The organism is Bifidobacterium callitrichos, from assembly GCF_008698085.1.
GTDB classification, from domain to species: Bacteria; Actinomycetota; Actinomycetes; order Actinomycetales; family Bifidobacteriaceae; genus Bifidobacterium; species Bifidobacterium callitrichos.
Genome location: NZ_RZJP01000001.1, coordinates 1,013,494 through 1,028,597 on the forward strand (window position 1 = coordinate 1,013,494; position 15,104 = coordinate 1,028,597).

15 protein-coding genes are annotated in these 15,104 nt (G+C 52.5%); all 15 read left to right on the forward strand.

Annotated elements, in window-relative coordinates; genetic code table 11:
- Window positions 1-18: 18 nt before the first annotated feature.
- Entirely contained in the window at window positions 19-702 is a 684-nt protein-coding gene (locus EMB92_RS04410) for an ATP-binding cassette domain-containing protein (protein ID WP_043164790.1), read from the forward strand.
- A gap of 170 nt (window positions 703-872) precedes the next feature.
- A complete protein-coding gene (locus EMB92_RS04415) occupies window positions 873-1,001 on the forward strand; it encodes a lasso RiPP family leader peptide-containing protein (RefSeq protein WP_106426817.1) in 129 nt (42 codons plus the stop codon).
- Window positions 1,002-1,055: 54 nt separating this feature from the next.
- Window positions 1,056-2,645 (forward strand): asparagine synthase-related protein, encoded by a 1,590-nt coding sequence (locus tag EMB92_RS04420; protein WP_043164788.1) that lies wholly within the window; start codon window positions 1,056-1,058, stop codon window positions 2,643-2,645.
- Window positions 2,632-2,904 carry a PqqD family protein gene (locus EMB92_RS04425; RefSeq protein WP_043164786.1) on the forward strand — a complete coding sequence of 91 codons (273 nt, stop codon included), beginning with the start codon at window positions 2,632-2,634 and terminating at the stop codon, window positions 2,902-2,904. The genes EMB92_RS04420 and EMB92_RS04425 overlap by 14 nt, the downstream gene beginning before the upstream one ends.
- Window positions 2,901-3,329, forward strand: a complete 429-nt coding sequence (locus EMB92_RS11915) for a lasso peptide biosynthesis B2 protein (RefSeq protein WP_081886553.1) — start codon at window positions 2,901-2,903, stop codon at window positions 3,327-3,329. Before EMB92_RS04425 ends, EMB92_RS11915 begins: the two co-directional genes overlap by 4 nt.
- Window positions 3,326-5,098, forward strand: coding sequence for an ABC transporter ATP-binding protein (locus EMB92_RS04435; protein WP_043164784.1), 1,773 nt, complete (start codon window positions 3,326-3,328; stop codon window positions 5,096-5,098). The genes EMB92_RS11915 and EMB92_RS04435 overlap by 4 nt, the downstream gene beginning before the upstream one ends.
- Window positions 5,099-5,469: 371 nt before the next feature.
- Window positions 5,470-8,022: a class III lanthionine synthetase LanKC gene (gene lanKC / locus EMB92_RS04440; protein WP_150378753.1), complete on the forward strand. Its 2,553-nt coding sequence runs from the start codon at window positions 5,470-5,472 to the stop codon at window positions 8,020-8,022.
- Window positions 8,003-8,137 carry a hypothetical protein gene (locus tag EMB92_RS11810; RefSeq protein WP_257798101.1) on the forward strand — a complete coding sequence of 45 codons (135 nt, stop codon included), beginning with the start codon at window positions 8,003-8,005 and terminating at the stop codon, window positions 8,135-8,137. The genes lanKC and EMB92_RS11810 overlap by 20 nt, the downstream gene beginning before the upstream one ends.
- Window positions 8,138-8,200: 63 nt before the next feature.
- A complete protein-coding gene (locus EMB92_RS04445) occupies window positions 8,201-10,003 on the forward strand; it encodes a prolyl oligopeptidase family serine peptidase (protein ID WP_081886551.1) in 1,803 nt (600 codons plus the stop codon).
- Window positions 10,004-10,204: 201 nt separating this feature from the next.
- Entirely contained in the window at window positions 10,205-10,903 is a 699-nt protein-coding gene (locus EMB92_RS04450; RefSeq protein WP_223847561.1) for an ABC transporter ATP-binding protein, read from the forward strand.
- Window positions 10,896-12,320, forward strand: coding sequence for an FtsX-like permease family protein (locus tag EMB92_RS04455; protein ID WP_043164780.1), 1,425 nt, complete (start codon window positions 10,896-10,898; stop codon window positions 12,318-12,320). Before EMB92_RS04450 ends, EMB92_RS04455 begins: the two co-directional genes overlap by 8 nt.
- Before the next feature lie 32 nt (window positions 12,321-12,352).
- Window positions 12,353-12,751, forward strand: a complete 399-nt coding sequence (locus tag EMB92_RS04460; RefSeq protein WP_043164778.1) for a DUF6591 domain-containing protein — start codon at window positions 12,353-12,355, stop codon at window positions 12,749-12,751.
- 21 nt (window positions 12,752-12,772) lie between these two features.
- Window positions 12,773-13,129: a hypothetical protein gene (locus EMB92_RS04465; protein WP_052119033.1), complete on the forward strand. Its 357-nt coding sequence runs from the start codon at window positions 12,773-12,775 to the stop codon at window positions 13,127-13,129.
- A gap of 38 nt (window positions 13,130-13,167) precedes the next feature.
- A complete protein-coding gene (locus EMB92_RS04470; protein WP_043164777.1) occupies window positions 13,168-14,406 on the forward strand; it encodes a sensor histidine kinase in 1,239 nt (412 codons plus the stop codon).
- Window positions 14,403-15,086, forward strand: coding sequence for a response regulator transcription factor (locus EMB92_RS04475; RefSeq protein WP_043164775.1), 684 nt, complete (start codon window positions 14,403-14,405; stop codon window positions 15,084-15,086). The genes EMB92_RS04470 and EMB92_RS04475 overlap by 4 nt, the downstream gene beginning before the upstream one ends.
- Window positions 15,087-15,104: the final 18 nt, after the last annotated feature.

Sequence of the window (15,104 nt, forward strand, 5' to 3'; positions counted from 1 at the left end):
ATCGAAGAAAGGAAAACGATGTGCCAGCTGCCCGATTCGGCTTCACCCATCATCGCGTTTGAGAACGTCTCATTCAATCATGCCGGTCGCGAATTGCATGGGATCTCATTTGCCGCCTATGCAGGTCGAGTCACCGTTCTGATGGGACCGCATGACGCCGGCAAAACAACTGTTCTCCGGATGCTGTTGGGACTGGATATCCCGGATTCCGGATGCATATCCACCTGTGGCAAACCCTATGGCACATCCCGTATACCAAAAAACGTTGTGAGTGCAATGCCCGAAGCCATTTCACTGTCCCCGTATTACTCGGCCGGAACCTATCTTCGTTGGAAGGCGCTCTGGGCCGGGACGTCTGATTCGCTTCTTGACGGGATCATTCACATGACCGAACTGCAGAATCTTCTCACCGTCAAGCTCCACGATCTCGCTCCGATCGGTGTCCTCAAAATGCGATTCGCTATAGCTCTGCTTCCCAACCCCAAAGCCCTGATCGTAGACGAACCGCTCCAGGCACTTGATCAATCGGGCACGAATTGGATCTGCGAGCAGATACGGAAGCAGGCGAATCGTGGCGTTGCGGTGCTCATCGCATCCGAACCGGACGGCAGACTGAAGCCGATTACCGATGATGTTGTGGTACTGGATAAAGGCACCGTGGTAAAAGAGGGTTCCCGCGGCCAGCTCTGGAAGGAAGACTGAAAAACGCCGGCGGATCACCCGCTCCCATAGGTCCATGTGTTTGGTGTTTGTCATCCGAAGATGACAAACACCAAACACATTCTTGGATGTACCATCCAAATCAGGTTAACTGGAATGGCATGCACCGGCATGCAATCCGGTTCCATATACAGAACATGAGGAGAACGAAGATGAAGGATTATGTGCCTCCTGTCGTTGAGGTCATCGCATCATTCAAGGAAGCAACCAATGGCGTATGGTTCGGCAACTATGTCGATGTTGGCGGAGCCAAGGCCCCGTTCCCTTGGGGATCGAACTGACCGAAACCCTGCATATATTGATGATCCCTAGCTGTATCAGGATAGGGAAACGTGATGCCGTTTACGCATAAGAACCCAAACCGTACCGTGATTGTCCGCGGCGGGAAGCCGACGGACCGTTCGAAGCTTCCCGCCTCCATCAGCATCAATGACGAGGGAACATGCGTCCAGGTTCCTCTGTTGAGTGGCGATCGCATGTTCTGGACCGTCTCCGAAGATGAAGTGCTCCTGTCGGACAGCGCCTTCCGGCTTGCAAGCATCACGAACGCCGATCTTGACCTGGAACGCATCATCATGGATCTGCTGCCTTCGCTCCCTGACAGCCTGCGAGGGGACAAATCCCCATGGAGGAACATACATTCCGTACCCGCCGCAACCACACTGCACCTCGACAAATCCAATAGGCCGCGATATACGAGAGCGGAACCTTCACCCATAAAACATGTTTCAAACGACGTAATTCTGGCATCGCTAAGGAGCCGTTTCCTGACGATCGCGGATGAGTGGCGCAATGAGGCACCACTATCCGCCGATGTGTCCGGAGGAGTGGATTCCGCCGCCATCGCATACATCTTCGCCAGTGAGGGGGTTCGTATGCCCCTGTATCATGAAACACCCGACGATCCAATGAATCAGGATTCCCGATGGGCCGAGCGAATCTCCGAGGACGTTCGGATGCCACTCATCAAAATCGGCCGAGTCGTGGATGGAAACAGATCATTCGAATCCACAGCCGAATATCCCAACAGAGAGATACCTGAAGAACCGGTCTTCTGGAGCGATATCGAAGGCTATCTCAGCCGAATCTCCGAAATGGAAGCAGACACAAGCCGTATCCATGTCACGGGTTTCGGAGGAGACGAGCTGTTCGCATCCATGCCATCCTCATCATGGAGTTGTCTGCGGGAACACCCGCTGCGGCTACGGGACATTCGAAGACAATACAGCGCCGATTACCGGGTCCCACCCTATCAGGCAATTCTCGATCTGACCGACAGCACCGATCTGCATGAGGAATTACGGTCATCGCTCCTGGACGCGGAACAAGATCATGGCCATCGCTCCTCGCCTTGTGGATGGCACGATGCCATACGCATTCCCGAATTCCTGACCGCGAAAGCCAGGGATACCCTATATGGCGCCATTGAATCACAATTGAAACACGCCGACATTCGGCCATTAAGCCCCGACCGAAGCCGTCATCAGGCGCTCTACTCTCTGTCAATGCAGGCACGAATGCTCAATCAGGTTAATCGGACGTTCGCCTCCGACGACATAACGTTCCGCTCCCCCTACCTGGACCGTGGAATCGTGGGCTATGCGCTATGCGCCCCAATCAGTGCACGCACCGAGGGAAATCTACACAAAGCCGTATTGTACCGGGCGCTCAAGGGTATAGTCCCCGAAACGATATTCCGGCGTCCCGTCAAAGGCGATCACTCATATTCACTGTATCTGGCATGGCAACGCTCGAAAGACACGCTGCTCGACTCAATCGCCGGCGGAGTGCTGGACGAAGAAGGACTGATCGATATACCAGCCGTACGGCGTCGAGCTTCCATGCCGATGCCTGACATCACGTTTCTGTTTGAAATGCAACGAGTCGCGGCAGTGGAAAGGTGGCTAAGACATGCAAACCGATAACACGATGGCGAACACCAGCCTGAAAGACCAGATATCCCTATATCCCAAAGAGGGAGGGGCAATCGTATTCGTCAACGACACCGGCGAATACCTGCAGGTCAACGAAATAGGCCGAATCATCCTCGACGGTCTGATGCACGGCAAAACCGTCGAGGATTGCATGAACGCAATCGCCGAAGAATATCAGACCGACAGACAAATCATCGTCCGGGATACGGAACGATTCCTCGCCGATATAGGGAAGCACGTGCGCCTATGAGTATCCCTCTACAGCCGGAAGCAACCACACGCGTCAACTTTCACGACCGCCTGGTGGCGCTGATTGCCATCATTATCGGAAGACGGATGGAACGACAACGAATCGGAAAGTTCTGCCGCCGGCTTGAAACGTGGTCCGAACGGTATCCGCCAGCCGATGCCGACATGGCGAAGCGTTACCGCAACGCCGTATGTTCGGTAAGCCGCAGATGCCGCAGCCAGCAGGGTTGTCTGCTTCGGTCGCTCTCCACGGCGGCGGCATGCCGCATATCTCGCCGATCCGTCACATGGTGCACCGGGTTCACCGATCGTCCCTTTCGCGCACACGCCTGGGTCGAAGCCAACGGCATACCCATCGGCGAACCTGATGCCGTCAGACGGTACACCATCACCAGAACCAGTTCCGAACGGAAAGATACGCAATGACCGCCAACGACCCGGACGACACCATGCACATGAAACATGCCTCCATGTACAATCTGATTTCTCCTCTCCGAAAATACCGAGGACGGCTGGCACTCATCCTATGTCTTGGAGCCATAGGAGCCGTTATGACGCTGCTCGTGCCTAAGTACATGACCAACTTCTTCCAGAATGGTGTATTCCAGGTTCCCCAGTGGCCCGTCATTGCCGGAATGCTGTTACTCGTCACCGCTTCAGGAGCTATATCAGCCCTACAGAACTACCAATTGCAGAGCACAGGGGAGGATATCGTAAGGGATGCTCGTCTCGCACTAAGCAAACACCTGCTACGTCTGCCCATACGCGAATACGATCAACGTGACTCCGGCGACCTGCTCAGCCGTGTCGGCAACGACACCTCACAACTGCGTAATGCATTCATGCAGTGCACATCAGCCCTTGCATCAGGTTTCATCACCGTCATCGGTTCCGCTGCGTTTATGGCAATGCTTGACCCGATCCTATTCGGCACAGCGATCACCTTGCTCCTTACGGTATTCACGCTCATGCTGCTGTCCGCTAAATTCATCGAACGAGCAAGCTATGACAGCCAATACACGCTCGGCGACCTTACCTCCACGCTCAATCGTGATCTCGCCGGCATCCGCACCATACGCGCTTCAAACGGCTTCGAGAACGAGAATAAGGTTATTGCCGCCTTGATCAACCGCGTCCGCCTGTCCGGACTCAAGATTGCCAAAATCCAGTCGATCGTCAATCCACTGGCCACGATAGCCCTGCAACTCGCAGCTATCATTGTGTTCGGTCTGGGATTATGGCGCGTAACCACAGGGCTGCTATCCGTAGAGAAACTTACTCAGTTCATCATGTTGCTGTTCATCAGCATCTCACCGCTCAGCCAGATCATTTACGCAGGCTCACAAATCGGCAATTCAATGGCCGCAATGAACCGTATACGGGAAATATTGGATATTCCCGAAGAAAAGGACTCTGACACCGTCGTCGCAACAATCAATGAACATATGCCGCTGGCACACAGCGGGCCCCGTCCGCCAGCGGTGGAATTCCAACACGTCTACTTCTCCTATGGATCCAAACCAATTCTGCGTGACCTGAATCTCTCCATATCCCAAGGAAGTGTCACGGCACTTGTCGGGCCCTCAGGGGCAGGGAAAAGCACGATCCTGCAACTTATCGAACGTTTCTATGATCCTTCCAGCGGAAATATCAATGTACTCGGTAAGGACATAACAACCTGTGATCGAGACGATTTACGCAGCCACATCGCATACGTGGAACAGGATTCACCGGCACTGTCCGGTAGCATACGAGAGAACCTACTTCTCGGATCAAACGATTGTAGCGATGATGAATGCCGACGGGTATTGGAATCCGTGAATCTCTCCCATCTGCTAGATCGATCCGACAAAGGTCTTGATATGCAGATAGGGGAAAACGGAATCATGCTATCAGGCGGAGAACGCCAAAGACTCGCCATAGCCCGCGCCCTTCTTTCCACGGCAAAAATCATCCTGCTCGACGAAGCCACCGCAAACCTGGACGCCGATAACGAACGCCTTATCACTCAGCTATTGACTCAGGTAGAAGGCCGCACTTTTATTATCGTTGCGCATCGACTCGCCACGATAATTGACTCCGATCTTATATATGTACTTAATCAAGGGCGGATTATCGGATCGGGAACCCATAAACAACTTTTTAAAACGGCACCATTTTATCGCAATCTCGCAACGGAACAATATATCTCATAGCTAAAAGAAATTTGGCGATTTATTACAATAATTCCTCATCTAACTATAAAATATAGTTATTTTATATATGCTGCATATATATCACTTTTCACCGATTACAACCGATTGGACATCTACACAAAATACACTATGTTCCGCTAGGTCAAATAAGCAACACTCTGACTAACTCTATAACAAATACAGACATAAACTATACAAAAAATGTATATATCATCATATGATGACAAGGCCGACGACTGGACGGAAATCTATATCGACTCTTATCTCTTGTCATCTGGAGATGACAGATAACCCATAACGGGTCGCGCGGCACGCGAATAGGTGATGTAATAAAAATGTCATAAGCCATTAATAAGGAAAGAGACAGAATCGTGCCCATCGACCTAAAATATATCCCATTCTGTCAGTCCAACAGTTCCTTCTATGAGCCACCAGATCGTCAATCTTCGCCAAGACTTGATGATGAAATTCACTTTCCAAATAATTGGAAGATATATAAAGGTACCCCATGGACAAATTGTCGTCCTAGTAATGTTAAAATTCCGGAACAGGGATGGAAGATTCACATCTCGGCAACTCTTTGGAATTATGAAAAGATATTAAGAGAAGTATCAAATTATTGTTTTTCAAAAAAAGTCGCATTTAAATATCTATCAACAAAAGCTGATTTTTTTGATCAAAACAGTAAATATACCGATAGGGCTGCTGCCGGAAAATATATTACAATATATCCAGTAAACGAATTGGAGTTTCATTCTACTCTCAATGGGTTAGACGACATTATTGGGAATGAGTCAGGACCCTATATCCTTTCGGATAGACGTTGGAGGAACGGGCCTATATTCTATCGCTTCGGCGCTTTTATCCCGCCTAAGGATAAGACAAAATATATAAGTGTATTGAAAAGGCCCGACGGAGTCGAGGAGGAAGATGTACGTCGTCCTACCTTTATCGTGCCGGATTGGGTGAAAATACCGGAATTTCTACACGAATCCATAGAATCTCAATCTATACCATTCCCATTCGAGATGAAATCAGCTATGCATTTTTCATGCGGTGGAGGTGTGTATACCGCAGAGGCGTTGACGGATGAATACGTTTCAAAAGGAACTATCGTTGTACTAAAGGAGGCGCGACCATATACGGCGCTTGATTCCGACGGCCATGATGCTGTATATCGTTTGAAGCACGAAGAACATGTCTTATCCGAATTACAAGATACGGGCTTTGTGCCTCAGGTATTCGGAATGTTTAGAGCATGGGAAAACCTTTATCTCGTGATGGAGAAAATACCAGGGAACAACCTTAAGCATGAATGCATGCTTAGAACTCCCATACTAAAGCCAGCTCCTTGGAAACTAGATAATGCTGCCTTTGGGCAATGGGTTGATCATACCGTTTCACAGCTTGATAAAGCAATGTCGCTCTTTCATCGACACGGATGGCTTCTTGGTGATATTCACCCTAAAAATATCATTATGGAAAACGGAGTTAATCCTAAATTTATTGATTTTGAATTCGCGCACAAAATGGATAAAGGATGGCGAATTAAACAAATAGCACCAGGATATGGTCCTCTGACAGGGTTTACCGGCACCGACGCAGATTTTTGTTCATTAGGGTTGCTGGAGTTAGATATGCTTCTTCCTCAAGCCACCATTACAGATCAGGGCAATGAAGGAAGCATTATACGAATCGCTAGACACGCGCAGAGTCATCTCGATATTAACGAAGACTCCATCGAATCTATAATTCAAAAGACATCTAAAAATACTCAGCTATCCTTGGATCAGCGAGCTGTCAATCTCGCTTCTATTGAAGATTTAATACATGGACTAGCTCGGGGAATAAAGGCACACCTTCATTTTGATGAAGGCGCTACAGTTGCTCTACCCGGTGATATAGAACTATTTGGCCCTAATGCTGTACAAGCCTCGGTGGGATACCCTTATGGCGTTGCGGGTGCTTTGTCGACGTTAGCTTTGGCAGGTGATCCAATAGATTCCGCATCGGTTCAAAAAGCATCTCAATGGATTTTAAATCATCTTTCGGGCGTTAAAAACCGAGGATTCGCCGGCAAAGATGGTTTGGAGTATGGCTTACGCATGGCGGGATTTGATGAACTCGCTCGAGAAGCACATTCTTTGCCCGTGGCAAACCCCATTAATCCTACTTATTGGTCCGGATGGGCTGGCGTCGGCCTAAATGACCTAAGTATCGGGTCGAATAAATCATATGATGAACTATTTTTAGCCTCATCAAAGTTGCAGAACATGCTTACCAACGATGTCGAATGTGAATCCGCTGGATTATTATATGGCTGGTCTGGCGCGGCCTTATTGTGGGCCGAAATCTATAGAACGGTTGATCGAGATGAAAAATATGTGGATTATGCACTACATGCAATACAAAACGATATTAAAAAATGTGTTTTGACCCAAAATATGACCATGGAATACGATGAAAAGTGGAGAACTCTGCCATATCTGGGAACCGGGTCATGCGGTATTGCAATCGCTTTATATGCCTTGCGAAAAGCGACCGGAGAATGTCTCTTGGACAAAGAGTATGAGTCCCTAGTTCGCGCATGCACCTACTATCAGTGTGCACAGGGAACATACGCATATGGTATGTCAGGCTTTTTGACTTTTCTGAATGCAAAGGACGATAAAAGCAAGCTGGAATATCAGGTAATTAACTCATATTGCGATTCTCTTCGACTATTTATCATTCCAAGTAAAGGCGGTTTTTATGTCCGAGGAAATCAAGGACTAAAACTGTCGTGTGATTTTCTGACCGGATCCGCCGGAGTCCTCGGATCTCTTGCCGCACTCCAGGGGAAATGGTCAGGCATACCGTTCCTGTCATGGAACGATTCCTTAGATATTAGAAAGGAGGTGCACAATGGGAAACAACGTTCTTGATTTTCAAATCTTGACTGCTGACGGCGAAACGGATGATGCAGCACGTATCAGCACGTTTAGCTTCAATGGCCCCTGCCCGGGCCTGCCGAGTACCTTGACCTACAGCAACTGCTGACAAGACAAGTGTCTGGCACCAATTCGCAAAATTGATGCCAGACACTTTTGCAATGGAGTAACTATGAAGTGTACAACACTCAATCAACCCATCAAATTGTATGAAGAATTCTCTGACAAGTATCGCAGCAAGGCGCAACAACTTTGTGAACATTTAATAGAGGATACAAATAATTTTCATTATTCCAGTAATCAATCGCTCGAATTAATGCAAATTAATAATGAACTAGTAATTCATTTCAAGGATGATCCGTCGCAATATATTCATTTATGTCAAAAACCGATTGGAAGAATATCTGGTTTTTACATTAATTCAGAGAAGACAATAGCGGCATTATTAACGCAGATGCCAAAAACTGATTTTTACACTATTTCATTATATGAATTGAAAAAGCAATCCGCCAATATTCTTCTGAGGTGCAACAATGTTGTACCTCAGATAAGAACGACATACCATTCTATCTATTGGATTAATAAAAGCAAATCAAATCGCCCGTATAAACTAATGATGGCAAACAAGTGTGGCATCATTGAAGTATACGGCACAAATAGTGAATATGATATATTATCTTTCGTTTGCAGTAATGATGCGGTTATTGTTATAAGAATGACGCACGGAGACAATTCTCGTATGCTGTTTTTCGATGATTTCGGCGAAAGAGACACACGCTTTAGGGAAATTACTGCATCACTCCCCATTGATTCGATGGAGATTACAAATACTCTTCTATATGCTATCGTCAATAACCAACTTCTAATTATTAACTTTTTTAACGATATACATGATAGGCAAATGATTCAGTCTCCCCATGGATTTATTCCTAAATCATTGCAAAAGCGTAATGGGATTGTTTATGTGATAGGACGCCTATCGGGCGACTCCGCCATCTGGATTCCATCTCTCGGACAAAATGGGATATGGAAAGCTCCTCCTTGTGGAGTTATTAGTTTTCTTGGATTTCAGGATAGATTCCCTGTTTTCTGCATATCATCTCCAATCCATCAAACGCAAATTGTAACAGGAAATAGGAAAGGATTCTTAGAGGCTGTATCGTCCACACCTAATATTCACTGTCGCAAAATTATTATCCGGAGTAGAGATCAAACAAATATTCCCATTACACTTTTTTATAGACTTGATAGTATTCTCGAGCAGTCTCCTATTCTATTGATGGCATACGGATGTTATGGAATCGCACTTGAGGGAGCCTATGACCGTTTGATTTCATATGTCATACAGTCCGGCATAACTGTTGCCTTCTGCCATATTCGAGGTGGGGGCGAGTATGGGGAGGAATGGCATAGGCAAGCGATAAAAAACAATAAGTTCATATCTATCAATGATTTTCTCGATTGCACTAAAGGATTGATTGCAAATAACTTATGTGACGCCAAACGCATTGGAGCAGTGGGTTCAAGCGCCGGCGCTTTGGTTGTTCTTTCTGCCGCATTGCGCCGCCCGGATTATTTCAAAATTGTTCAATTATCGCACCCTTTTTTAACACCGGAATTGATTCTCACAAACCCCGACAATCCACTTACAATTAGCGATTGGGATGAATTCGGATATCCATCATCATCTTCTTGCTATGACTCGTTTTCACCTTTGGCGCAATTGCGGCGTCTTCCAGCTGATTTTTCTAATCAAGCTCCTGACATTTGGATTACTGCCGGCAAGAATGATATAAAGGCGCCTCTCTTATATACGGAACAATGGCTGAATTCATATTCGGCTATTGTTCCGTCCGCACATAATTCGGTGTTTTTGCAACTTTTAGATGAAGGACATCACAATTCTGATGATTCTTTGACCGGTGGCTGTTTATCAACTATATGGTTACTCGACTCTCTCTTCGACACAGATTGACATCTTTTGATGTCAATCGTCTCTCCGGCATAGACGATTGACTCGTCTTTATGGATACTGTCGGCAGTAGCACTCTCGTAGGAAGGATTCTCGTCCATGAAAAAACAACCAAATGACTTCATTGGGGTAAATACATATTTATCGATTCAGGCGCGTGGGCTGGTCAAGCGTGTGGCTTCCGCTGATGGTTCCAGTCCGAGTGTGATTCTCAATGATGTCTCGTTGGATATTCCCGGTGCCGGGTTGACGGCGATCGTCGGGCCTTCGGGAGCGGGCAAGACCTCTCTGTTGTACGTGTTGTCCGGTTTGGACAGGCCCGACTCGGGCCGGGTCGTCATCGGCGGCACCGACATCTACGCGTTGGACGAGGAGCGTCGTTCGCGGTTCATCCGCGGGCATATCGGTTTCGTGTTCCAGCAGTACAACCTCGTGCCGTATCTGACGGTCGAGGAGAACGTGACGCTGCCGCTCTCGCTCGCCCATCGCAAGGCCGACTACGTGCATGTCACGCAGCTGCTGTCCCGGTTCGGCCTGCGCCAGAGGGCGAGGACCGTGGTGAGCGCCCTGTCCGGTGGAGAGCAGCAGCGCGTGGCCCTGTGCCGGGCCCTGCTCTTGCGTCCGGCGGTGGTGTTCGCCGACGAGCCCACCGGCGCGCTCGACACCGCGAACAGCGAGCTCGTGCTGCAGGTGCTGCGCGAGCTGGCGGATTCGGGTTCCAGCGTGGTCATGGTCACGCATGACACGGATGCCGCCGCACTGGCCGACCGCGTAGTCTTCCTGCGTGACGGCGGGATCACCCACGTCGCGGGCAGGCTGACCGCCGGGCAGATCGTCGAGGGCATGCGCCGCACGTTCGAGCCGCCCATGTCGCAGCACGGTCAGGAGGTTCGCCGTGGGTAGGTATGTGCTTCGCGTGTTCCGCGACAATCTCGCGGGTTGGGTGCCCACGATCATGGTGGTCGCGGTGGTGACCACGCTGGTGGGCGTGTGCATGAACCAGTTCGTGTGGACCTCGTCGCCGTCGTTCGCGTCGGCCGCCCGGCTGGCGGGTTTGGATCCGGCCGAGTTCGCCATGGTGTCGGTCACGATCTATGTCGTGGTGGCGTTGCTTGCGTTCTTCTCGCTCACGGTGGTCGGTTCGGCCACGGTTGACCGCATCCGCGGCACGTTCGCGCAATGGCGTCTCATGGGCGCCAGCCCGAGCCAGGTGCGTGCGGGCATGTGGATGCTCGTGGGCGTGGCGAGCCTCATTGGCTCGCTGCTCGGTTCACTGATCGCGATGCCGGCCAGCCTGCTCGCGGTTCCCGAGTTCGACGCGATGGCCGCGGAGAGCTTCGCCGGCGGGCTCGGCTCGTTCGTCCCTCCCGCGTTCGCGCCGTCCGTGGCGGCATGGCTCGGCTCGCTGCTGTTGGGCGTGGTCACGTGCATGCTGGGCGCGTTTGTGCCCTCGATGCGTGCGGCGAAGGTCCGTCCCATCGAGGCGATCCGCGGCAAGGACGCGCCGATTGGACGGCGTGGATGGCGGTATTGGGTGCGCTGGGCGCTGGGACTGGTTGTCATGGCGGCGGCGCTGGTATTGGCGTTCTCCGGCATGGGCATGCCGCGCGCCCGCGCGTTCGGACAGGAGGCCGGCCAGACGTTCAACGGCGCATTATGGGCCGGGATCATCGCGTCGTTCGGCATGTATGTCCTCGCCGGCGTGCTGGTCCCGATCCTGTTGGACGCGGGACGCGTCATGTGCCGCCTGTGCGGGTCGGCGACCGGCGTGCTCGCGGCCCGTGCCGCTAGGGCGAAGGCCGTGTCCAGTATGAACACCATCGCCCCGCTCGCACTGGCTCTGGGATTGTCCGCGACCCTGCTGACCTGCGCGCGGTCCTACGGGCGGATACTGGCCCTGGGTGGCCATCCGACGAGCCTGAACTACGCGGACTCGCTGCTGATGATCGCGATGCTGTGCATCGTGTCCCTGGCCACGAGCCTGGCCGTCATCGCGTTGTCGAACCGCGGCATGGTCGCCGACCAGGCGCTGCTGCGCAGCATCGGCATGTCGCCGCGCCGGGTGACGCGCATGATCCTGTGGCAGAGCCTGCAATTGGCCGCCGGCGCGGTCGTCCTCGCGCTCATCCCGGTCGCCGTCAGCTCGCTCGTGCTCGCCACACGCTCCATCACGCTCGTCGGTGTTCCGGTGGCCGAGATCCCGTGGACCGGTGTGATCGGCGCGGCAGCGGCCTGCTGGCTGGCGTTGTTCCTCATCCAGTACATGCAGATCCGCCCCGCGTTGCGCCGCAGCGTGGCCGACGCGATCAGAAGCCGTTGACGGCACCGGATTCGGAAAAGGAGGATGAGATCATGCCTGTCCGATACACGGCCATGCCGAGGCGAGCCCCGGTGTCCATGCTGCTCGCGTTCCTGCTAATCCTGACGGCCTTGTTCGGGCTGGCGGCGTGCGGCTCCGTCCAAGGCTCCTGGCCGGACGGCCAGTATGCCGGCCGGGTGCCCGAACCCGATCGGGTGACGACCCGTATCAGGGACGAGACCGACAACGGCTATCTGATCGACGTGTCATGGACCATCGCCGAGGCGAAGGACTACGCGCGAAAGATCAAGGACGCGGGCTTCACCCGCAACGCCACCGAGGAGGAACAGGCCGGCGTATACGACTACACGGCCGACGACGGCATCGTCAAGGTCTCCATCAGTGCATTGCCTGGTGACAACGGCACCATCAACATCAACAAGCTCCAATGACACTCAAAAGGATCGGCGCTCATGGACATTCCCGCACATCACGAACCGTCACCCGGCAAGCCCCTGTCGGCGTCACCGCCCGTCCCGGAGCCCGGCCGGCCGAACCCGCCCCAACCGTTGCAAGCCGCGCCGAACGATTCGATCGTCGGATTCCTGCTGCTCGGACTGTTCCTGTCCCTGCCCGGCGTGCTGATCGCGTGGATCACCGGCCGCGACGGGCACGGATGGGAGCATGGCGGCCGCGTCGCCGCATGGATCGGGGCGCTGCTCTCGCCGTTCGTATGGCTGGCCATCATCATCGTATTCACTTTGTTGTTCACCGGTTCGGTCACGATGCTCGGCTGCCTGATGCCCGGCGCGGACTGTCTCGCCCAGTAAGCACGCCGATGACCCGGCGAGACGGCACAGTGGATCGTATGGAACGGCAAACGGTGAACGTCGGCAGGGTCACGGCCACAGCCATGCCATTATGCGTGCTCGCGGTCGAGGTCATGATGCTCATGTGGGAGCGCATAATCGGCACCCCATTGGACCCGATGTACACGCTCGCCAAGCAGACCGGCGGATTCGTGCTGCTGTTGCTGGCCCTGTGCCTGTCATGCTCGGTCTTGATGTTCCGTTACCGGGTCCCGTCCGTCACATTGATGTCGCAGCTCGTCCTGACCCTAATGCTGTCCTTCTGGCATGCGGACTCGATTCTGCTGGTCCAGCTGGTCGCGGCGTTTTACGCGTTCATGCGCACGACCGGGGAACGCCGCATGTACATCGGATCCCTCGCGACGACGTTGGCCGTGACCTTGGCGACGTTCATGTCATGGCCCGCCAGCCAGTTCCTCGGCGAATGGCCTGGCCGCATCCTCCTACTCGCCCTCGCCGGCGCGATCGCCCTGGCGCACCGCGGCATGGTTCAAGCCAGGAGAGCCACGGCCGCCGCCGGCCTGGAACACCGGCGCGCGCAGACCGCCGTCAAGCAGCGTGACGCCGCGGTGCGTCGTTCGCGCATCGCCGGACAGCTGCACGACAGCGTGGGTCACGGGTTGACCACGATCATCGCTTTATCCGAGGGATTGAGCGGTAAGACCGGCGACCCGCGCGTGGACGAGGCCCTGAAAGGCATCAACGAGATCGCACGGGAAAGCCTGGCGGACACGCGCAAGGCCGTGCGCGCACTGACTGAAACCGACACGACCGACGAAGACCCTGCTGAACCGGGATCCCGGAGCATGCGTTCATGGGATGACATCCGTCCGATCCTCGCACATGCCCGCACGCTCGGCATCATCACCATATTCACCGAAACCGGCATCCGCGCCGACGACGAACCCCAGGCGGACCTCTGCTTCGACGTGACCCGAGAGGCCATAACCAACGCCATCCGCCACGGCAGACACGTCACGCATCTCAACGTCTCATGGAACCACCAGCCCAACGGAGTCACCGTCATCGTCCGCAACGACGGAGCCACCGGTGCGGCGCAAGCCGTCGCACCCGATGACGGCACCGGATTGGCCGGACTGTCACGGCGCGTGCAAGACGCCGGCGGCACGTTCGCCTATGGGCCGGTCGATGGCACCGAATGGCAGGTCAAAGCGGTCATTCCCCCAACCGGGAACATGACCGGGAAGCAACCGGCCGAAAGGAAGATTCAACCATGATCCGTGTGATGCTCGTAGACGACCAGAGACTGGCACGCCTCGGTTTCCAGCTCATGCTCGACGACGTGACCGACATCACCGTCATCACCTCAGCGGAAAACGGGCAATCCGCCATCGACACACTCAACCAGTTGGATGCCAATCACCGGCCATTGCCCGACGTGATCCTCATGGACGTGCGCATGCCCGGCATGGACGGCATCGAAGCAACCCGACACATCGCCAGACACTGGCCCACCATCAGAACCCTCATCCTCACCACCTACGACGAAGACGACTACGCCTTCGGCGGGCTCGACGCTGGAGCCAGCGGATTCCTACTGAAAGACATAAGTAAATCACAATTAATGGAATCGATAAAAGCTGTTTTTGAAAATGGTAAAATTCTTACTCCACGAATAACAAAGAAACTAGTAGAATATCAACAAAGCAAATTCATTTTTCAAGACCAACAAAATATATTTATTGAATCATTCAAGAGTCTTACTACTAGAGAGCGTGACATATGTGCCTTAATCGCACAAGGACTCAGTAATGAAGACATAGCAAAAAAACTATTTCTGGAAACCAAATCAGTCAAACGCTATGTTAGTCGAATTCTATCGAAACTTCATCTTTCAAACCGCACCCAAATTGCAATCAATTGGATTAAATCGGGTGTTTTTACACAACTGAAATAGTGACTTCAATTCAAACAT